Genomic DNA, 21,213 nt, shown 5'->3' with positions numbered 1-21,213 from the left:
CTGACCCCATTTCGTAGCCATAACAGGTTTGAAGCAAGTTAGATTGCAGATTTTCGGAGAGTAAAAATGGGTAAGATCATTGGTATTGACCTCGGCACCACCAACTCCTGTGTAGCCATTCTGGATGGCGATCATGCTCGCGTTATCGAAAACGCTGAAGGCGATCGCACCACGCCGTCCATCATCGCCTATGCCGATGATGGTGAAATTCTGGTTGGCCAGCCGGCCAAGCGTCAGGCGGTGACCAATCCGCGCAATACCCTGTTCGCCATCAAGCGTTTGATTGGTCGTCGTTTTGAAGACGAAGAAGTACAACGCGATCTGAAGATCATGCCGTATGGCATCAGCCGCGCTGACAATGGCGATGCGTGGGTTGAGGTTAAAGGCAAGAAGATGGCACCGCCGCAAATCTCTGCCGAAGTGCTGAAGAAGATGAAGAAAACCGCCGAGGATTTCCTCGGCGAGCCGGTGACGGAAGCCGTTATCACGGTGCCAGCCTACTTTAACGATGCACAGCGTCAGGCAACCAAGGATGCCGGCCGCATTGCCGGTCTGGAAGTCAAGCGCATTATCAACGAGCCGACTGCCGCCGCATTTGCCTATGGCGTGAACAAGGTTCAGGGCGAGCGCAAGATTGCGGTATATGACCTGGGTGGTGGTACCTTTGACATCTCCATCATCGAGATCGATGAGATGGATGGTGAGAAGACCTTCGAAGTGTTGGCCACCAACGGTAACACCCACCTGGGGGGTGAAGACTTTGACAACCGTCTGATCAACTATCTGGTTGACGAATTCAAGCGTGAGCAAGGTATCGACCTGCGCAATGACATGCTGGCGCTGCAACGTCTGAAGGAAGCGGCAGAAAAGGCCAAGATCGAGCTCTCTTCTGCGCAGCAGACCGATGTCAATCTGCCGTACATCACGGCTGACCAGACCGGGCCGAAGCACATGAACATCAAGGTGACCCGCTCCAAGCTGGAGTCCCTGGTTGAAGACATGGTCAAGAATTCGCTGGAGCCGGTTCGTGTCGCGCTGCAGGATGCAGGTCTGTCGGTGTCCGAAATCGACGACGTTATTCTGGTCGGTGGCCAGACCCGGATGCCGATGGTGCAGAAGGCAGTGGCAGATTTCTTCGGCAAGGAACCGCGTAAGGATGTGAATCCAGACGAAGCGGTGGCCATGGGTGCTGCGATCCAGGGTGGCGTGTTGGCTGGCGAGAAGCATGACGTGCTGTTGCTGGACGTGACTCCGCTGTCTCTGGGGATCGAAACCATGGGTGGCGTGATGACTGCGTTGATCGAGAAGAACACCACGATTCCGACCAAGAAGTCCCAGGTCTTCTCTACTGCCGATGACAATCAGTCCGCAGTGACCATTCATGTGTTGCAAGGTGAGCGCAAGCGCGCCCCTGACAACAAGTCACTGGGCCAGTTTAATCTGGAAGGTATCCGTCCGGCGCCACGCGGTCTGCCACAGATCGAGGTGACGTTTGATATCGATGCCGACGGTATTCTGCACGTGTCCGCCAAGGACAAGGATACGGGCAAGGAACAGAAGATCACCATCCAGGCCTCTTCTGGTCTGTCCGATGCAGAAATCGAGCGCATGGTACGCGAAGCCGAAGCCAACGCTGCCGAAGACAAGAAGTTCGAAGAGCTGGTTCAGGCTCGCAACCAGGCCGATGCGTTGATCCACGCGACTCGCAAGCAGATGACGGATGCCGGCGATGCCTTGCCTGCGGATGAGAAGAGCAAGATTGACGACGCCATCAAGTCCCTGGAAGAGGCGCTGAAGGGTGACGACAAGGCGGCTATCGAAGCCAAGCAACAGGCGCTGATGACCGCAGCACAGAAACTGCTGGAGCTGGCACAGCAACAGGGTCAGCCGCAAGGGCAAGCCGAGGCGGGGCAGCAACAGGCCCAACCGCAGGATGATGTGGTCGATGCCGAATTTGAAGAAGTCAAAGACGACAAGAAGTAATTGTTGCCGCTAGTCCGGTAACCGGAAACGGGCGTTGGGCAACCAACGCCCGTCTGTCTATCCAACTGGCAGGATTCAGGAACAGATGTCAAAACGCGACTATTACGAAGTACTGGGTGTGGAACGCAGCGCCGACGATCGCGAGATCAAGAAGGCCTACAAGCGCTTGGCGATGAAGTATCACCCGGATCGCAACCGCGAAGATCCGCAGGCGGAAGAGAAGTTCAAGGAGGTCAAGGAGGCGTATGAAATCCTGACCGATGAACAAAAGCGTGCCGCCTATGATCGCTATGGCCATGCGGGGGTCGATCCGAGCATGGGTGCCGGCGCGGGTGGTGCCGACTTCGGTGACATCTTTGGCGATGTGTTTGGTGATATTTTTGGTGGTGGACGCCGTCAGCAGCGTGCGGCCCGTGGCGCCGATCTGCGCTACAACATGGAGTTGACGCTGGAAGAAGCGGTCCGTGGTGTGAGCAAAGAGATCAAGGTTCCGACCCTGGTGGGCTGTGACGAGTGCCATGGTTCAGGCGCCAAGGCCGGTAGTCAGCCACAGACATGTCCGACATGTCATGGCACGGGGCAGGTGCAGATGCGGCAGGGCTTCTTTGCCGTCAGTCAGGCATGTCCGCATTGCCGCGGCAAGGGCAAGATCATCAAGGATCCATGCCGTAAGTGTCATGGCGAAGGGCGTTATCAGAAGACCAAAACGCTGAACGTCAAGATACCCGCGGGTGTCGATACCGGCGATCGCATCCGTTTGGCAGGTGAGGGCGAGGCGGGTGAGTTTGGTGCGCCGGCTGGCGATCTCTACGTGCAGGTGCATGTCAAGGAACACCCGATCTTTGTCCGTGATGGCAACAATCTCTACTGCGAGGTGCCGATTAGCTTCACCTCCGCGGCGTTGGGCGGTGAAGTCGAGGTCCCGACGCTGGAAGGCAGGGTGATGTTGAAAATTCCGGCCGAGACCCAGACGGGACGCATGTTCCGCATGCGCGGCAAAGGTGTTCGCTCACTGCGCTCCGGTGTCGAGGGGGATCTGATCTGCAAGGCAGTGGTTGAGACACCGGTCAATCTCAGCGAGGAGCAAAAAGATCTGCTCCGGCAGCTAGAAGACTCCCTGAATGGCGCAGAGACCAAGCTGCACAAGCCGAAGGCACAGGGTTTTTTTGATGGCGTCAAACGCTTCTTTGACGATCTGACCAGTTAATGCGTGCTTGATTGAGTGGTGATCTGCTGACGCATTCATATTAGAATGCGGCCTGAGCAACCACATTATGAACGTCTGCCTGGGGCTTCCCGGGCAGGCTTTTGTTTTTTCGGAACCAGCCATTGTAAGAAAGGGTTAATCATGAGTCAGACCCCAATGACGATCCGTGGCGCAGAGAAGCTGCGTGAAGAACTGGACTACCTGAAGAACCAGCTGCGTCCACGTATTATTGAAGCGATTGCCGAAGCGCGTGAGCACGGCGATCTGAAGGAAAATGCCGAATATCATGCTGCGCGTGAACAGCAAGGTTTTTGTGAAGGGCGCATTCAGGATATCGAAGGCAAACTGTCACAGGCGCAGATCATCGATGTCACCAAGTTACCGAATAACGGCCGGGTGATTTTCGGCGCCACCGTGGCGCTGCTCAAATGCGATACCGAAGAGGAGATCCGCTACCGTATCGTTGGCGATGATGAGGCGGATATCAAAGAAGGGCTGATTTCGGTCAATTCACCGATAGCCCGTGGTTTGATCGGTAAAGAGGCGGATGACGTAGTAGTGATCCGGACACCGGCCGGAGAGGTCGAATACGAGATCCTAGAAGTCGAATATCTGTAACAAGCTAGAGAGCGGGGCAAGCCCCGTTCTCTATACGGAGACCTTACTTGCTGCGCGGCAGGCTGAATTTGCTCTCTTCGGCCTGACGGAACAGGGTCAGAACATTACCCATCAGCTGTACTTGGCTGGCTGAGGTCTCACGTACAATCGCATCGACGATCAGCTGTTTGGTTTCGCGATCTTCCGCAGCTACCTTGACCTTAATCAGTTCATGGTGGGCCAGGGCGGCGTCGATCTCGGCCAGTACCCCTTCGGTCAGACCGTGCTGACCGAGCAGGACTACCGGTTTGAGGCTGTGAGCGATACCCTTGAGGTACTGCTTCTGTTTGGTCGTCAGATTCATGGCGCTTTCTTCGTTGGTCAGTGTTGAAAGGGGCGTATTCTACCCCCATATGCAGACTAATACTAATAGGCTTTCAGCCGAGAGTTGTAATTCACATGAGTAAGAAAAAACGTTCGGCCAGTTCCACTCGCTGGTTGAAAGAACACTTCGATGATCAGTACGTACAAAAAGCGCAAAAACTGGGTTTGCGCTCCCGTGCGGTTTTCAAGATCGAAGAGATTCAACAGCGCGATCGTCTGATCCGCCCTAGCATGACAGTCGTGGACCTCGGTGCGGCGCCGGGCGGCTGGTCGCAGTATGCGGCCGAGGTGGTCGGGGATAAAGGGCGTGTCATCGCCTGTGATATTCTGCCAATGGATCCCATTGTCGGTGTTGACTTCCTGCAAGGCGACTTCCGCGAAGAGGCGGTGCTCAGTGCACTGCTCGAGCGGGTCGGGGATAGCAAAGTCGACGTGGTGCTATCGGATATGGCGCCTAACATGTCGGGGACTCCGGCTGTCGATCAGCCAAGAGCCATGTATCTGGTCGAACTGGCGCTTGAGATGTGTCGCGATGTGCTGGCCAGCGATGGCAGCTTTGTCGTCAAGGTGTTCCAGGGCGTCGGTTCGGAAGAGTATCTCAAGGCTGTGCGCGAGTTGTTCAAGGTCGTCAAGGTGCGTAAACCAGACTCTTCCCGTTCACGTTCACGGGAAGTCTACATTGTAGCTACAGGTTTTAAACTGTAGTAACCTGACGATGTATCCGGGCCATCACAAAGCGAGGTTAATGATTTGAGTGATATGGCGAAAAACCTGATTCTGTGGCTGGTGATTGCCGTCGTGCTGATGTCTCTGTTCCAGAGCTTCAGTCCCGGTGACAGCAGCGGCCGCCAACTAGACTACACCACGTTTGTCCGCGAAGTATCTCAGGAACAGATCCGGGAGGTGCGCATTGAGGGCAAGACGATCAATGGTGTCAAGCGGAACGGGGACAAGTTCACCACCATTATTCCTATGCCAGATGGCAAGCTGATTGATGACCTGCTGAAGTACAACGTCAAGGTCATCGGTGAGAAGCCGGAAGAGCCGAGCCTGCTGGGATCCATCTTCATCTCCTGGTTCCCGATGCTGCTGCTGATCGGAGTCTGGATTTTCTTCATGCGCCAGATGCAGGGCGGTGGTGGCAAGGGTGCCATGTCGTTCGGCAAGAGCCGTGCCCGCCTGATGGGTGAAGATCAAATCAAGACCACCTTTGCCGATGTCGCCGGTTGTGACGAGGCGAAGGAAGAGGTCAAGGAGCTGGTTGACTACCTGAAGGACCCTAGCCGTTTCCAGAAACTGGGTGGCAAGATCCCCAAGGGTATTTTGATGGTCGGTCAACCGGGTACCGGTAAGACCTTGCTCGCCAAGGCCATCGCCGGTGAGGCCAAGGTGCCGTTCTTCTCGATTTCCGGTTCTGATTTCGTTGAAATGTTTGTCGGTGTCGGTGCTTCTCGGGTGCGTGACATGTTCGAGCAGGCCAAGAAGTCAGCGCCTTGCATCATCTTTATCGATGAAATTGATGCCGTCGGTCGTCAACGTGGTGCCGGGCTGGGTGGTGGTCACGATGAGCGTGAGCAGACGCTGAACCAGATGCTGGTCGAGATGGATGGTTTTGAAGGTCACGAGGCGGTGATTGTTATCGCTGCGACCAACCGTCCCGATGTCTTGGACCCGGCATTGTTGCGTCCAGGCCGTTTTGACCGCCAGGTCGTGGTCGGTTTGCCGGATGTGCGTGGCCGCGAGCAGATCCTTAAGGTGCATATGCGCAAGGTTCCGCTCGGTGAAGATGTCGATGCTTCCGTGATCGCGCGCGGTACCCCCGGCTTCTCGGGTGCCGATCTGGCGAATCTGGTCAACGAAGCTGCGCTGTTTGCTGCTCGCGGTAACAAGCGACTGGTGGGTATGCTGGAATTCGAGCGCGCCAAGGACAAAATCATGATGGGCGCCGAGCGCAAGTCGATGGTCATGTCTGAAAGCGAGAAGGAGATGACGGCTTACCACGAGGCAGGGCACGCGATTGTTGGCCGTATGGTGCCGGAGCACGACCCTGTCTATAAGGTGTCGATTATTCCGCGTGGGCGCGCCCTGGGCGTGACCATGTACCTGCCGGAGCAGGATCGCTGGAGTCATTCAAAGCAGTATCTGGAATCGATGATCTCCAGTTTGTACGGTGGGCGTCTGGCAGAAGAGATCATCTATGGCCGCGACCGTATGACGACGGGTGCCTCCAATGACATCGAGCGCGCGACGGACATCGCCCGCAAGATGGTGACCCAATGGGGCATGTCTGAGCAGATGGGGCCCATGCTGTATGCTGAAGAGGATGGAGAAGTCTTTCTCGGACGCTCTGTCGCCAAGGCCAAGCACATGTCCGATGAAACGGCGCGTGCGATTGATGCCGAGGTTCGCCATGTCATCAGCCGCAACTACGACAGGGCCAAGCACATCCTGATGGAGAACATGGATATATTGCATGCCATGAAGGATGCGTTGATGAAATACGAGACCATCGATGCTCATCAGATCGACGATCTGATGGCTCGCCGGGATGTCCGGCCGCCGGCCGATCATTCTGGCGGCAGCACAGCGGTGGCTGAGGCTGAAGCCAAAGAGCCAGTCGCGGAGGAGATCAGCGCGGAGTCATCGCCACAACAGGATGAGCCGCGTGAGCCTGATACCAGCGGCGCGGACAAGAGCGGTTCCTCGTCCCAATAAGTGGGTAACACATAAGATCTGACCCCGGGCACGCCCGGGGTTTTGTTTTGGAGTCTGATATGCAGTTACGGAGCAAAGGGCGGCTTCTTTGTCTAGACCAACCGCAGGTAATGGGAATACTGAATGTCACGCCAGACTCATTTTCTGACGGTGCCCGCTATCAGCAACGGGATGTGGCGTTGCGTCATGCGGCCGAGATGGTTGCCCATGGGGCAACCTTGATTGATATTGGTGGCGAGTCGACACGTCCGGGCGCGGCAGAGGTTTCCGAGCAGGAAGAGCTCGACCGGGTCATTCCTGTGGTGGAGCGCATTGCACGGGAGCTGGATGTCTGGATTTCTGTCGACTCCTCAAAAGCCAGTGTCATGACCGCCTCTGTGGCTGCGGGTGCCCATCTGATTAATGATATCCGCGCTCTGCAAGCGCCGGGGGCGCTGGCGGCGGCCGTCGCTGCCAACGTTCCGGTCTGCTTGATGCATATGCAAGGTGCGCCGCGAACAATGCAGCAGGCTCCGCACTACGACGATCTGATTCGTGAGGTCGATGACTTTTTCCAGGTTCGCGTTGAGGCGTGTCTGCAGGCTGGTCTACGGCGTGAACAGCTGTTGCTCGATCCCGGTTACGGGTTTGGCAAGACGCTGGAACAAAACTATCAGCTGCTGGGGGCGCTTGCGCACTATCATCACTTCGGTCTGCCTTTGCTGGTTGGCATGTCACGCAAATCCATGATAGGGCAGTTGCTGAACCGCCCGGTGGAAGAGCGTCTGGCCGGTAGCATTGCGGCGGCACTGTTTGCGCTCTCCCAAGGGGCGCATATCATCCGCGTGCATGACGTCAAGGAAACGGTCGATGCAGTGAAGGTATTCTGTCACGCACAACAATTTTCATCAGAGAAGTAATCGATGAGCAGAAAGTATTTTGGTACCGATGGGGTACGTGGGCTGGTGGGCAAGGCGCCGATCACTCCGGATTTTGTAATGCGTTTAGGTTGGGCTGCTGGCAAGGTCCTGGCGCGTCAAGGCACGCGCAAAGTGCTGATTGGCAAGGATACGCGTATCTCCGGTTATATGCTGGAGTCGGCCATGGAGGCAGGATTGTCCGCCGCCGGCATTCAGGCGGTGCTGTTGGGGCCGATGCCTACCCCGGCGGTAGCCTATTTGACCCGCGCCTTTCGTGCCGAAGCGGGCGTGGTCATCAGCGCATCGCACAATCCTTATTACGACAACGGCATCAAGTTCTTTTCGCAAGACGGCACCAAGCTGCCGGACGAGGTCGAACTGGAAATTGAACGCCAGCTGGACGCCCCATTCGAGTGTGTTGAATCGGCCAAACTGGGCAAGGCGACCCGTATTGATGATGCGCCCGGGCGCTATATCGAGTACTGCAAGAGCGCCTTCCCTGGCGAGTTGAGCCTCGATGGTTTGAAGATCGTCCTCGACTGCGCGCATGGTGCCACGTACCACATAGCACCTTCGGTATTTCGTGAATTGGGAGCCGAGGTGGTGGTGATCGGTGGCACGCCCAACGGCTTGAACATCAACGATCATGTTGGATCTACCCATCCCGAAGCCTTGATGCAGCGAGTCTGTGAGGAACAGGCGGATCTGGGCATCGCCTTTGACGGCGATGGGGACCGGGTGATGATGGTTGATGGGGCAGGGCAGGTCATCGATGGCGATGAAATCTTGTTCATGATTGCCCGCGATCAACTCAGCCGCGGCAAACTGGCAGGTGGTGTCGTGGGTACCCAGATGACCAATCTGGCGATGGAGTTAGCATTACAGGATCTGGGGATCCCGTTCTGTCGCGCCAAGGTGGGTGATCGTTATGTCATGGAGATGCTAAAGGAGCTGGGTTGGCGTCTGGGTGGTGAAAATTCAGGGCATATCATCTGCCTGGATCACGCGACGACCGGAGACGGCATAGTGGCAGCGTTGCAAGTGCTACAGGCCGTGGTGCGCGCAGGCGTCAGTCTTCTCCAGCTCAGGGCCGGCCTGCAACTGTTTCCACAGACGCTGGTCAATGTGCGTTTTGCCGGGGGTGTCGATCCGCTGGCTGACCCAGCCGTACAACAGGCGGTCGAGCAAGCGGAACAAGCGCTCGCTGGCCGTGGCCGCGTGCTGCTGCGTAAATCCGGAACCGAGCCCCTGATTCGGGTGATGGTGGAGGGGCACGAGGCCGCGTTGGTGAATGCGCTGGCCGAGAAAATTGCCGAACAAGTGCGTCACTGCGGCGCTGCTTGATATCTAGGTGCCTGTTTTGCCGAGAAATTGCACAAACAGGCATGAAATGGAAAAAACTGCTTGTCAGCCGTCGGCACCGTGGCTAGTATTAGCCCCGCTCCCGAGTCAGGGCTCCGAAGCGAGTCACTGTGGGACGATGCGGAGTAATGTCAGCATCGAAGGTTGTAGGGTGAAAGCCCTTGACGAGCCCCAGGGTTTGTCGATGCCTGGCTGGCCAGGGTGAAGTAGTTCATCGACCTCTGAAAGTCAGCATAAGGTGTGAATATGTACGAAATTTTGTTGGTAGTTTATCTGCTGGTGGCACTGGCTCTGATTGGGTTGGTACTGGTTCAGCATGGTAAGGGTGCAAGCATGGGTGCTTCTTTTGGCGCCGGTGCTTCCAACACTGTGTTTGGTTCCTCCGGTTCCGGTAACTTCATGACTCGCAGCACTGCGATTCTGGCTACCGTGTTCTTTGTGATTAGTCTGGTGCTTGGCGCCATGGGTAACGGTCGCGGCAAAGCGACAGAAAACTGGAGCGACCTCTCAGCCCCAGCCGCCCAGCAGCAAGTTGAAAAACCGGCTGCAGACGTACCGGCAGAGAAGAAAGATACAGACGTACCAAACTGATAGATTTTGCCCAGCTGGTGGAATTGGTAGACACGCTATCTTGAGGGGGTAGTGCTTCCGGGCGTGCGGGTTCAAGTCCCGCGCTGGGCACCAAGTTTAGTAGTGAAAGTCGCTTGTCTTGAAGCCTGATATGCAAGCGACTATAATCTCGCACGATTTCGGACGCGGGGTGGAGCAGCCTGGTAGCTCGTCGGGCTCATAACCCGAAGGTCGTCGGTTCAAATCCGGCCCCCGCAACCAATTTTGATCACGTTCCCTATCGATGAGCAGGGAACGGTCGTCGCGAGGCGACAATCAGGGTCCGGTTGGAAAGCCCCGATTTGAATAATCGGGGCTTTTTGTATTTACGATTCGCTCCCGGTGGGGGTGATTCATCTCACTGGGCGTTTCATGCCCTTTTTTCGTTTGTGGAGAGTCAATTTGGCTACGTTGGAACAACGACTGAACCAGATGCTGGAAGCTCCGATCCAGGCACTCGGTTTTGAACTGTGGGGAATAGAGTTTGTCCGCGCTGGCAAGCACTCCACACTGCGTGTCTATATCGACCATGACGATGGCATATCGGTTGAAAATTGTGCCGAAGTCAGCCATCAGATCAGCAGTATTCTGGATGTTGAAGATCCGATTACAACCGAATACAACCTCGAGGTGTCATCCCCGGGGATGGATCGCATATTGTTCAAACCAGAACAGTATGTCCGCTATATTGGCGAGCAGCTCAGTCTGACTCTGCGTATCGCAGTGAATAATCGCCGCAAGTTCAAAGGGGTCATCAGCCGTGTGGAGGGTGACAACCTGTTGCTGTCCGTTGATGGTAATGAAGAGACAGTTGCCTTTGCCAATATTCAGCAGGCAAATCTGATTCCGAATTTTGACTGACGAGGCTGTCGGAGATGAACAAAGAGATTTTAGCCGTAGTAGAAGCGGTCTCTAACGAGAAGGCCGTTCCCCGCGAAAAGATCTTCCAGGCGCTGGAAACGGCATTGGCCACCGCGACGAAGAAGAAGCAGGAAAATGACATCGACGTCCGCGTCAGCATCGATCGCAAAACCGGTGATTTCGATACCTATCGTCGCTGGCAAGTCGTGGATGTCGAAGGGCAACTCGAGAATCCCTTCCGTGAAATCACGCTGGCCGCTGCACTGGTTGAAGACCCGAGCATCGAAGTCGGTGGTTTTATCGAGGATCAGATCGACTCCATTACTTTCGACCGCATCACGACCCAGACCGCAAAGCAAGTCATAGTGCAGAAGGTGCGTGAGGCCGAGCGTGCTCAGGTCGTCGAGCAGTTCAAGGATCAGGAAGGCAGCATCATCACGGCTGTGGTCAAAAAGCAGAACCGTGACAACGTCATTCTGGACCTGGGCAGCAATGCCGAGGGCGTGCTCTATCGTGAAGACATGCTGCCGCGCGAATCGTTCCGTCCTGGTGATCGTGTCCGCGGTCTGTTGGCGGCGGTGCGCCCTGAAGCCCGTGGCTCACAGCTGTTTATCAGCCGTAGCCACCCGGATTTTCTGAAAGAGCTGTTCCGTATTGAAGTGCCAGAAATTGGTGAAGAGATCATCGACATCAAGGGCGCCGCTCGTGATCCGGGTTCCCGTGCCAAGATCGCCGTCAAGACCAATGACCGCCGTATCGACCCGGTAGGGGCCTGTGTGGGGATGCGTGGTGCACGTGTCCAGGCGGTGTCCGGTGAATTGGGTGGCGAGCGCATCGATATCGTGCTGTGGGATGACAATCCTGCGCAGTTCGTTATCAACGCCATGGCGCCGGCCGATGTGGCTTCCATCATCGTTGATGAAGACAACCACACCATGGATATCGCTGTGCAGTCGAGCAACCTGGCGCAGGCGATCGGCCGTAATGGTCAGAACGTGCGTCTGGCTTCACAGCTGACTGGCTGGGAGCTGAACGTGATGACCGTCGAGGAGATGGAATCCAAGCACCAGGCCGAAAAGGATCGCATCCTGAACCTGTTCACCCAGTCGCTGGATATCGACGATGAATTCGCCGAAGTCCTGGTCGACGAAGGCTTCTCCACGCTCGAGGAAATTGCTTACGTTCCGTTGAACGAGCTGATGTCCATCGACGGTCTGGATGAAGAGATGGTGGAAGAGTTGCGGGCGCGTGCCAAGCAGGCGCTGACCACTCGCGCACTGGCTAAAGAAGAGTCTTTTGAAGGTGTTGAGCCTTCCGATGACCTGCTGGGCCTCAAGGGTATCGGTCGTGAACTGGCTTATATGCTGGCAGCGCGGGGTATCGGCACGCTGGAGGATTTGGCGGAGCAGGGCATCGACGATCTGATGGGGATCGATGGAATGACTGAAGAGAAAGCGGGCCAACTCATCATGGCTGCCCGCAATATCTGCTGGTTCGGTGAGCAGGCCGAATAAACTGCGGAGGTTTTGAATGGCAGAAGTATCCGTAACACAACTTGCCAACGATATTGACACATCGGTTGAGCGTCTTCTTCAACAGTTTACAGATGCCGGCATCAGCAAGGCAGTAAACGACATGGTTTCAGAAGAGGAAAAGCAAACCCTGCTGACGCATCTGAAGCGGCAGCATGGTGGCGCAGATGACGCTGAGCCGAAGCGCATGACCCTTCAGCGCAAAACTAAAAGCACCTTGAGTGTTCAGGGCGCAGGTGGTAAGAACAAGTCTGTTCAGGTTGAAGTACGCAAATCAAAGACCTATGTGCGCCGTACGGCCGCCGAGGAAGAGGCGCGTCAAGCTGAAGAACAGGCTCAGCGTGAGGCTGAGGAAGCTCGTCTGAAGGCAGAAGCCGAAGCCCGTGCCAAGGCGGAGGCCCAGGCCCGTGCCGATGCAGAGGCCAAGGCGAAGGCCGAGGCCGAAGCGCGCGAGAAGGCGCGCAAGGTGAATCAGGTCCAGAGCAACGAAACCGACGCACAACGAAAGGCTCGCCAAGAGGCAGAAGAGATGGCCAAGCGTGAAGAAGAGGCGCTGAAACGTCAGCAAGAGCAAGAGGCTCGCCGCAAGGCCGAGCAAGAAGCTGCACGTGTCGCTGAAGAAGCCAAGCGCCTGGCTGAAGAGAACAGTGCCCGTTGGGCCGAGGAAGAAGCGGCTCGTCGTAAGGCAGAAGAGAACGACGACGACGCCGGCAATACCTCCAGCTACGTCAAAGAAGCAGAAGCACAACGCGAGCGCGAGGAAGAAGCACGCAATCGCCGCCGTGGTGGCGTCAAGAAGGCCAAGAGCCGTGAAGACGACGATCGCGAAGAGCGTGGTGCTCGCCAGCGTAAGGGCAAGCGTAGCAAGAGCTCGATTCAACACGGTTTCAACAAGCCGGCTCAGCCGGTATCCCGCGATGTCGTGATCGGTGAAACCATCACGGTCGGCGACCTGGCTGCCAAGATGGCCGTCAAGGGTGTCGAGGTCATCAAGGTGATGATGAAGATGGGGGCCATGGCCACCATCAACCAGGTTATCGACCAGGAAACAGCACAGCTGGTTGCCGAAGAGATGGGCCACAAGGTCATCCTGCGCCGTGAGAACGAACTGGAAGAAGCGGTCATGCAAGATCGTGACTCTACCACCCAGGTCGAGTCTCGTGCGCCGGTTGTAACCATCATGGGTCACGTCGACCACGGTAAGACCTCGCTGCTGGACTACATTCGTAAGGCCAAGGTTGCCGCAGGCGAAGCCGGTGGTATTACCCAGCATATCGGTGCATACCACGTCGAAACCGACAACGGCATGATCACCTTCCTGGATACCCCGGGCCACGCCGCGTTTACCGCGATGCGTGCTCGTGGTGCCAAGGCTACCGATATCGTGGTCCTGGTTGTGGCAGCTGACGATGGTGTCATGCCGCAGACCATCGAAGCGATCCAGCACGCCACCGCCGGTAATGTGCCGCTGGTTGTCGCTGTGACCAAGGTGGACAAGCCAACTGCCGAGCCGATGCGCGTCATGACCGAATTGACTCGTTACGGTGTCGTTGCCGAAGACCTCGGTGGTGAGCATCAGTTCGTCAAGGTTTCAGCCAAGACCGGCGAAGGGATCGATGATCTGCTGAACGCCATCCTGCTGCAATCTGAAGTACTGGAACTGACTGCCGTGCGTGATGCCATGGCCAGCGGTGTCGTCATCGAATCCCGTCTCGACAAGGGACGCGGTCCGGTTGCGACCGTTCTGGTTCAGGAAGGTACCTTGCGCCAAGGCGACATCGTACTGTGCGGTTTTGAATATGGCCGTGTGCGCGCCATGCGCGATGAGCTGGGTCGTGAAGTCAAGGAAGCAGGTCCGTCCATTCCGGTTGAAATTCTCGGCTTGTCCGGTGTTCCTGCCGCAGGCGATGAGGCTACGGTGGTCCGTGACGAGAAGAAGGCCCGTGAAGTGGCGCTGTATCGTCAAGGCAAGTTCCGCGAAGTCAAGCTGGCACGCCAGCAGAAGGCCAAGCTGGAGAACATGTTCTCTTCCATGGGCGAAGGCGAAGTGTCCGAATTGAACGTGGTACTGAAGGCCGACGTTCAGGGGTCTGTCGAAGCCATCTGCGACTCGCTGCTCAAGCTGTCTACCGAAGAGGTCAAGGTCAAGATCATCGGTTCCGGTGTCGGTGGTATCACCGAAACCGACGCCAGCCTGGCGGCTGCGTCTAACGCCATCATCCTTGGCTTCAACGTGCGTGCCGATGGCTCTGCACGCCGCGTGATCGATTCCGAAAACATCGACCTGCGTTACTACTCCGTCATCTATGATCTGATTGACGAAGTGAAGCAGGCGATGACCGGTATGCTGGCGCCTGAGTTCAAGCAGCAGATCATCGGTCTGGCTGAAGTGCGGGATGTGTTCAAGTCACCGAAGTTTGGCGCTGTCGCCGGCTGTATGGTGACCGAAGGGACCGTCAAGCGCAGCAATCCGATTCGTGTTCTGCGCGACAACGTCGTAATCTATGAAGGCGAACTGGAATCCCTGCGTCGCTTCAAGGATGACGTGGCCGAAGTCAAGAATGGTTACGAGTGTGGTATCGCCGTTAAGAACTACAACGACGTGCGTGTCGGTGACCAGATTGAAGTTTACGAAGTGGTGGAAGTGCAGCGTACGCTGTAATATCCGACCCTGAATCAGGGGGGCTTCGGCCCCCCTGATTATTCTGGAGAGTAGAATGGCAAAAGAATTCAGTCGCGCCCGTCGCGTGGCCCAGCAGATGCAGCGCGAAGTGGCGATGATACTGCAGCGTGAGATCAAGGATCCGCGCATTGGCATGGTGACGGTCTCTGACGTGGATGTGTCCGGTGATTTGCAACATGCGCGAATCTATGTGACCTTCCTGAACAACGATGCCGAGAGCATCGAAACCGGACTCAAGGGCTTGAGCGAGGCCTCTGGCTATATCCGTCTGCTGCTGGGCAAGGCCATGCAGTTGCGTGTCGTGCCCGAGCTGCGCTTCGCCTATGACAAGACGCTGGTTGAGGGGATGCGAATCTCCAACCTGGTAACCAATACTATTCGTCAGGATGAGGCCCGCCAGCAGGCCGATGACTCCATGGGCGAGGAGGCAAAAGACTAAAGATGTCTCGACGACGTCGTTTCAAAGGCCGTGATGTGCACGGCATCCTGCTGTTGCACAAACCTTCCGGCATCACCTCGAATGATGCCCTGCAGCAAGTCAAGCGTATCTATAATGCGGCCAAGGCCGGACATACCGGTGCGCTCGATCCGCTCGCGACTGGCATGCTGCCGATCTGCCTGGGCGAGGCTACCAAGTTCTCCCAATTCTTGCTCGATGCGGACAAGCGTTATCAGGTCACCGCCAAACTTGGCGAGCGCACCAATACCAGCGACGCCGATGGTACCGTCATCAGCACCCGCCCGGTTGTGGTCACGGATAGCCAGCTGCAGCAGGCGCTGGCGCGGTTTCGCGGCGACAGCCTGCAGGTGCCATCCATGTTCTCGGCACTGAAGCATCAAGGCAAGCCGCTGTATGAATACGCGCGTGAAGGCATTGAGGTCGAGCGCGAGGCGCGCCCGATCACTGTCTATGAATTGAATCTGCTGGAGTTCAGCGGTGACAAGCTGGTGCTGGATATCCACTGCTCCAAGGGGACCTACATCCGTACCATCATCGACGACCTCGGCGAACTGCTCGGCTGTGGTGCTCACGTTACCCAGCTGCATCGCAGCCAGGTGGCGCGTTATCCGGCAGAGCGCACCGTGACGCTGGAGCAGTTGCAGTCACTGTTCGAGACGTGCAAGGCGGAAGGGCGTCCCCCGCGTGAGGCGTTGGACCCGCTGCTGTTGCCGATGGACACCGCCGTTGCCGAGCTGCCGGAGGTCAATATGTCCGAAGTGGTCGCCAGCTATGTGCTGCAGGGCCAGGCGGTACAGGTGGCCAATGCACCGCGCGATGGCCATGTCCGCATGACGGTCGGTGCCGAGCCGCTGTTTATCGGCGTTGGCGAGATTGACGACGATGGCAAGGTAGCGCCGCGACGCCTGGTGCGTATTGGCGGAGAGCCGGACGATAACGACGAGTAACGACGTCGAAAAAGTTGCGACCCGGGGGCGGCTGTGACAGAATGCCGCGTCCCATTTCCTCGCTGAATTAGTGATCGGCGGGGAATCACTCAAACTGGAGAAACATTATGTCACTAAATGCTGAAATCAAGGCGCAAATCGTTGCTGACAACGCTCGTGGTGCTAACGACACTGGCTCACCGGAAGTGCAAGTTGCCCTGCTGACTGCCCAGATCAACCATCTGCAAGGTCACTTCGAAGTTCACTCCAAGGACCACCACGGCCGTCGTGGTCTGCTGCGCATGGTTTCCCAGCGTCGCAAGCTGCTGGACTACCTGAAGCGTAAGGACGATGCTCGTTACGTCGCTCTGATCCAGAAGCTGGGTCTGCGTCGCTAATCGACACACGGTTTTTAAAGAAGGAGGCGCAAGCCTCCTTTTTTTATTCTCTTTTTATTCTCTTTTGTTACTCGCATTTCTTGTGGTTGCGTTCCCCCTGGCGGTTGGCCGGTGACGCGCGGCTACGCATTGGGGCCGCCATTTTGTGATGCAACATCTGGAATGCAGCGGAATTCGTCGAGTCACAAGACGGTTATTACCGTTTGTGCCGATCTTCAGATATAATCTGCCGCGAAATTAGCGACCCAAACAGATAAAGGAAATTCACGTGAATCCTATTGTAAAAACCTTCCAATACGGTCAACACACCGTAACTCTCGAAACTGGCGTCATGGCACGTCAGGCGACTGGCGCCGTCATGGCCAGCATGGACGACACCGCAGTCTTCGTTACCGTTGTAGGTAAGAAAGAGGCTGTTCCTGGTCGTGACTTCTTCCCGCTGACCGTCAACTATCAGGAGCGTACCTATGCGGCTGGCCGTATTCCAGGTGGCTTCTTCAAGCGCGAAGGTCGCCCGAGTGAATCAGAAACGCTGATCTCCCGCCTGATTGACCGCCCAATCCGTCCGTTGTTCCCGGAAGGTTTCCTCAATGAAGTTCAGGTGATCGCGACCGTTGTTTCCGCGAACCCACAGGTTCCGACTGACATCATTGCCATCCTGGGTGCGTCTGCGGCGCTGGCCATCTCCGGCATTCCGTTCAATGGTCCTATCGGCGCGGCCCGCGTCGGTTACATCAATGGCCAATACGTACTGAACCCGACCAACAACGAAACCAAGCACAGCGATCTGGACCTGGTTGTTGCCGGTACCGAAGCTGCCGTTCTGATGGTTGAATCCGAAGCCAAGATCCTCTCCGAAGAGACCATGCTGGGCGCGGTTGTCTACGGTCACGAACAGATGCAGACCGCCATTCAAGCCATCAACGAGTTTGCCGCTGAAGTCGGTACCAAGGCGTGGGATTGGCAGGCTCCGGCGGTGAATACCGCTCTCAAGAACAAGATTGCCGAGCTGGCAACTGCCGAGCTGGGTGAAGCCTATCGCATCACCGAGAAGGCGGTACGTTACGAAACCATCGCTGCGCTGAAGCAGAAGGTGGTCGAGCAGATCGTCGCTGAAGACGAAACTCAAGATGCCAAGCTGGTTGGCGAGATGTTCCATGCGCTGGAGAGCGAGATCGTGCGTGGCCGCGTACTGCGTGGCGAGCCGCGTATCGACGGTCGTAACCCGCAAATGGTCCGTGCCCTGTCCATGGGTACCGGTCTGCTGCCGCGTGTGCACGGTTCTGCACTGTTTACCCGTGGTGAAACTCAGGCGCTGGTAGCCTGTACCCTGGGTACCGAGCGTGATGCGCAGAACCTGGACGAACTGGCTGGCGAGCGTACCGACCGCTTCATGCTGCACTACAACTTCCCGCCGTATTGCGTCGGTGAAACGGGCATGGTTGGTTCTCCGAAGCGCCGTGAAATCGGTCACGGTCGTCTGGCCAAGCGCGGTGTTCTGGCTGTCATGCCGAGTGCGGAAGAGTTCCCGTACACAGTGCGTGTGGTCTCTGAAATCACCGAATCCAACGGCTCTTCTTCCATGGCTTCTGTCTGTGGCTCCTCACTGGCGCTGATGGATGCCGGCGTACCGATCAAGGCCTCTGTTGCCGGTATCGCCATGGGTCTGGTCAAGGAAGGCGACAGCTTCGTCGTGCTGTCTGACATCCTGGGTGATGAAGATCACCTCGGCGACATGGACTTCAAGGTGGCCGGTACCTCCGAGGGTGTTACCGCCCTGCAGATGGATATCAAGATCGAAGGCATCACCAAGGAAATCATGCAGATCGCGCTGAAGCAGGCGCGTGATGCACGTCTGCACATCCTGAAGGTGATGGATGAGGCGATTGCCGCACCGCGCTCCGAGATCTCCGATTTCGCGCCGCGTATCCACGTCATCAAGATCAACCCGGAGAAGATCAAGGACGTCATCGGTAAGGGTGGCTCCGTGATCCGTGCGCTGACCGAAGAGACCGGCACCACCATCGAGCTGGAAGACGACGGTACCGTCAAGATTGCTGCCGTGGATGGTGAAGCTGCCAAGGAAGCCATCCGTCGTATCGAAGCACTGACTGCCGAAGTGGAAGTCGGTCGTATCTACGAAGGTAAGGTTGCACGTCTGGCCGATTTCGGTGCTTTCGTCAACATTCTGCCGGGCAAGGACGGTCTGGTTCACATCTCCCAGATCACCGACGAGCGCGTCAAGGATGTTTCCGACTACCTGAAGGTAGGTGACGTGGTGCGTGCCAAGGTGCTGGAAGTGGATCGTCAAGGCCGCGTCCGTCTGTCCATCAAGGAAGCCAAGCGTGACGAGCTGGGTGAAACTGCAGCGCCGGTTGAAACCGCTGCTGTCGACGCCCCGCTGGCCGATGATGCCGCTCCTGCCGAGCAGACCGAAGCCTGAGCTGACGTAAAATTGTGATAAAAACCCGCCTTCTGGCGGGTTTTTTTATGTCTGCCAACTGGTTGCCAAGACAGCGCTCAGTCAGAATAGGCCGGAAGCACAGACGGGGCCGTGCCCCGGTTCGACAACAACAATAAGGATGTTCATTTATGCGTTTGCACAAAGCTTGCCTTGCGGTGTCACTGATTCTGGCCGGTCCGCTGGCCGAAGCCGCCTCCACCCGGATCATCGGCGGCGAAGATTCTGCCGCCGGGACCTGGCCATGGATCGTCAGCATCGAGACGAAAGGGGCCGTCACACCCTATTGGGGCCACTTCTGCGGTGGTACCCTGATTGCTCCGCAGTGGGTTCTGACGGCGGCTCACTGTCTGGTTGACGAGACGGCATCCAGTCTGGTGGTGCGCGTGGGTGGCTATGATTTGTCTTCTACCAGCACGGCGGGCACGCTGGGTAACCCGGATCAGATCCTGGTCCATCCACGTTACGACGGCAACAGCATGGACAACGACATTGCCCTGCTGCACCTCTCATCCGCCATCAATAGCGATGCGGTCAGCCTGATCTCCTCCGCGGCCATGAGCACTATCGTCGACGATACCTTGCTGACCACCATGGGCTGGGGCAACACCAGCACCACGGGTGATAGCTATCCGACCCGCTTGCAGGAGGTCGAGGTGCCGCTGGTGAATCAGGATATCTGTGCCCAGGCGTATGAATCGAATGGCACCGTGGTGACCGACAATATGCTGTGTGCCGGTTATATCGAGACCGGGGGCAAGGACAGCTGTCAGGGTGACTCCGGTGGCCCCATCGTGCTCGGCAGCGACAGCAGCGCCAGCCAGGTCGGCATCGTCAGCTTCGGTGAGGGGTGTGCCGAACCTGGGTATCCGGGGATCTATACCCGTCTGTCCAACTATCACCCCTGGCTGAACCAGCATCAGCAACAACTGTCGATGGACACCCGGGTTGAAATGAACTGGTTACCGGTCGGTTATGCGGCCGATGCCACCGTCGCCGTCACCAACCGTGGCAGTACGGCGGCGACGATCACCAGTGTCGGCATCGAAGATGCCGATGTGGCTGTCGATGCCAGCGCCTGTCTGCAAGCACCGCTGGCGGCTGGTGCCAGCTGTGATATCGCGCTGACCGTCGAGGGCAGCAGTGCCGGCGACAAGCTGGATTATCTGACCCTGCACAGCAGCGGCGAGCTGACGACGCTGGAAACCCGCGTTGCTGCCACCATCCTGGCGCCGTCGACATTGACGACTCCGGTCTCGCCGACGACCCAGGCGATGTATAACGGCGGCAGCTCCCCCTGGAGCGATGGCAACCTGAGCAACAGCATACTGCCGATGGTGGCCGGCAAGGGAGCAACCGGCTCCACCTCTGTCCTGCAGACCATTGTCGACGGGCCGGCGACGGTCAGCTTCCAGTGGCGCGTGAACAACGGTGACAGCTACATGGGGCTGTATGCCTTTGTTGATGACACGGCAAAGGCGAAGGCGCGCAATAACGTCTATGACAGCACGTCACTGACCATCCCGAGCGGCCAGCATCTGGTCACCTGGTATTTTGCCAAGCCCTCCTATTCGTTAGCCATCGGCGAAGCCCAGGTAGCAAACATCAGTGTGGTGGCCAGCGATGGCGGTAGCGATGATGGTTCGTCTGGTGGCGGCGATACCGATAGCAGCAGCTCGGGTGGCGGTGCCGCGGGGGCAGGCCTGCTGGCCTTGCTGGCATTCGGCCTGGCTGGACGTCGTCGTCGATGAGCCGTCAGCTGCTCTGGCTGGTATGGGGCGGCGTGCTGAGCGCGCCGGCCCAGGCGGCAGGAGCCGAGCCGCTGTACCAGTTGCAGTGGAGTGCCAGCAGCCTGCAGGTGCAGGTGCGCAGCCAGGGCTGCACCCGGCCGCAGGATCTGCACTGGCAGCAGGTCAAGGATGAGCAGGGGCGCTGGCAATTGACGTTAACGCGCCAGCAGGCGGATCGCTGCCGGCGACGGCCGTTCCTGCTGACGTTCGCCGTGCCCTGGTCGCAGCTTGCGCTGGCCGGTAGCGAGCTGGCGGCCGGTGCCCGCTTTGTGGTCACCAATCCGCTGCAGCAGGCTTCGGCCTATCTGCAAGCCAGCCCGCCCAGCGGCGCAGCGACACCGCCGCG

The 21,213-nt window shown here is 57.4% G+C and carries 18 protein-coding genes and 2 tRNA genes; 19 read left to right on the top strand and 1 reads right to left on the bottom strand.

The features are described 5' to 3' along the window. Positions 1 to 66 precede the first annotated feature (66 nt). From dnaK to greA, 3 genes are all read left to right on the top strand, one after another. Positions 67 to 1,983 carry a molecular chaperone DnaK gene (gene dnaK / locus ACFOSS_RS14485; RefSeq protein ID WP_377153782.1) on the top strand — a complete coding sequence of 639 codons (1,917 nt, stop codon included), beginning with the start codon at positions 67 to 69 and terminating at the stop codon, positions 1,981 to 1,983. 85 nt (positions 1,984 to 2,068) lie between these two features. Continuing rightward, on the top strand, positions 2,069 to 3,190 hold the full coding sequence (gene dnaJ, locus ACFOSS_RS14480; protein WP_377153780.1) for a molecular chaperone DnaJ: 1,122 nt from the start codon (positions 2,069 to 2,071) through the stop codon (positions 3,188 to 3,190). A 141-nt stretch (positions 3,191 to 3,331) separates the two neighbouring features. Further along, complete coding sequence (greA, locus tag ACFOSS_RS14475) at positions 3,332 to 3,808, top strand: transcription elongation factor GreA (RefSeq protein ID WP_377153778.1); 477 nt, start codon at positions 3,332 to 3,334, stop codon at positions 3,806 to 3,808. Between the two features lie 43 nt (positions 3,809 to 3,851). Here the strand turns inward: greA and yhbY are convergent, their stop codons facing one another. Beyond that, positions 3,852 to 4,151: a ribosome assembly RNA-binding protein YhbY gene (gene yhbY / locus ACFOSS_RS14470; RefSeq protein WP_377153776.1), complete on the bottom strand. Its 300-nt coding sequence runs from the start codon at positions 4,149 to 4,151 to the stop codon at positions 3,852 to 3,854. Between the two features lie 95 nt (positions 4,152 to 4,246). On the opposite strand from yhbY, the gene rlmE reads away from it, so the two are divergent. The 16 genes from rlmE to ACFOSS_RS14390 all read left to right on the top strand — a co-directional run. Then, complete coding sequence (gene rlmE / locus ACFOSS_RS14465; RefSeq protein ID WP_377153774.1) at positions 4,247 to 4,876, top strand: 23S rRNA (uridine(2552)-2'-O)-methyltransferase RlmE; 630 nt, start codon at positions 4,247 to 4,249, stop codon at positions 4,874 to 4,876. A 45-nt stretch (positions 4,877 to 4,921) separates the two neighbouring features. Then, positions 4,922 to 6,886, top strand: coding sequence for an ATP-dependent zinc metalloprotease FtsH (gene ftsH, locus ACFOSS_RS14460; protein ID WP_377153772.1), 1,965 nt, complete (start codon positions 4,922 to 4,924; stop codon positions 6,884 to 6,886). Between the two features lie 59 nt (positions 6,887 to 6,945). Next, positions 6,946 to 7,785 carry a dihydropteroate synthase gene (folP, locus tag ACFOSS_RS14455; RefSeq protein WP_377153770.1) on the top strand — a complete coding sequence of 280 codons (840 nt, stop codon included), beginning with the start codon at positions 6,946 to 6,948 and terminating at the stop codon, positions 7,783 to 7,785. Positions 7,786 to 7,788: 3 nt separating this feature from the next. Next, on the top strand, positions 7,789 to 9,129 hold the full coding sequence (gene glmM, locus ACFOSS_RS14450) for a phosphoglucosamine mutase (RefSeq protein WP_377153768.1): 1,341 nt from the start codon (positions 7,789 to 7,791) through the stop codon (positions 9,127 to 9,129). Between the two features lie 264 nt (positions 9,130 to 9,393). Next, positions 9,394 to 9,738, top strand: a complete 345-nt coding sequence (gene secG, locus ACFOSS_RS14445) for a preprotein translocase subunit SecG (protein WP_377153766.1) — start codon at positions 9,394 to 9,396, stop codon at positions 9,736 to 9,738. 8 nt (positions 9,739 to 9,746) lie between these two features. After that, positions 9,747 to 9,831 (top strand) — tRNA-Leu (locus tag ACFOSS_RS14440). Positions 9,832 to 9,901: 70 nt separating this feature from the next. Continuing rightward, positions 9,902 to 9,978 (top strand) — tRNA-Met (locus ACFOSS_RS14435). A gap of 180 nt (positions 9,979 to 10,158) precedes the next feature. Then, entirely contained in the window at positions 10,159 to 10,617 is a 459-nt protein-coding gene (gene rimP / locus ACFOSS_RS14430) for a ribosome maturation factor RimP (protein WP_377153764.1), read from the top strand. Between the two features lie 14 nt (positions 10,618 to 10,631). Then, complete coding sequence (gene nusA / locus ACFOSS_RS14425) at positions 10,632 to 12,131, top strand: transcription termination factor NusA (protein WP_377153762.1); 1,500 nt, start codon at positions 10,632 to 10,634, stop codon at positions 12,129 to 12,131. A 16-nt stretch (positions 12,132 to 12,147) separates the two neighbouring features. Next, positions 12,148 to 14,811: a translation initiation factor IF-2 gene (infB, locus tag ACFOSS_RS14420; RefSeq protein WP_377153759.1), complete on the top strand. Its 2,664-nt coding sequence runs from the start codon at positions 12,148 to 12,150 to the stop codon at positions 14,809 to 14,811. Positions 14,812 to 14,866: 55 nt separating this feature from the next. Next, the gene (gene rbfA / locus ACFOSS_RS14415) at positions 14,867 to 15,271 is read left to right on the top strand and encodes a 30S ribosome-binding factor RbfA (RefSeq protein WP_377153756.1); all 405 of its coding nucleotides are present in this window, start codon (positions 14,867 to 14,869) and stop codon (positions 15,269 to 15,271) included. Positions 15,272 to 15,273: 2 nt separating this feature from the next. Beyond that, positions 15,274 to 16,239, top strand: a complete 966-nt coding sequence (gene truB / locus ACFOSS_RS14410) for a tRNA pseudouridine(55) synthase TruB (protein WP_377153753.1) — start codon at positions 15,274 to 15,276, stop codon at positions 16,237 to 16,239. A gap of 107 nt (positions 16,240 to 16,346) precedes the next feature. Next, the gene (gene rpsO / locus ACFOSS_RS14405) at positions 16,347 to 16,616 is read left to right on the top strand and encodes a 30S ribosomal protein S15 (protein WP_377153750.1); all 270 of its coding nucleotides are present in this window, start codon (positions 16,347 to 16,349) and stop codon (positions 16,614 to 16,616) included. 268 nt (positions 16,617 to 16,884) lie between these two features. Next, positions 16,885 to 19,059: a polyribonucleotide nucleotidyltransferase gene (gene pnp, locus ACFOSS_RS14400; RefSeq protein ID WP_449301181.1), complete on the top strand. Its 2,175-nt coding sequence runs from the start codon at positions 16,885 to 16,887 to the stop codon at positions 19,057 to 19,059. 149 nt (positions 19,060 to 19,208) lie between these two features. Then, on the top strand, positions 19,209 to 20,828 hold the full coding sequence (locus tag ACFOSS_RS14395; RefSeq protein WP_377153748.1) for a serine protease: 1,620 nt from the start codon (positions 19,209 to 19,211) through the stop codon (positions 20,826 to 20,828). Continuing rightward, positions 20,825 to 21,213: hypothetical protein (locus tag ACFOSS_RS14390; protein ID WP_377153745.1), on the top strand; the 389-nt coding region annotated here is incomplete at its 3' end. The genes ACFOSS_RS14395 and ACFOSS_RS14390, both read left to right, overlap by 4 nt.

It is taken from the genome of Pseudaeromonas sharmana (assembly GCF_042649925.1).
Classification (GTDB): domain Bacteria; phylum Pseudomonadota; class Gammaproteobacteria; order Enterobacterales; family Aeromonadaceae; genus Pseudaeromonas; species Pseudaeromonas sharmana.
The sequence above is the reverse complement of the archived record's forward strand: the minus strand, read 5'-3'. Positions and strand labels throughout refer to the sequence as shown.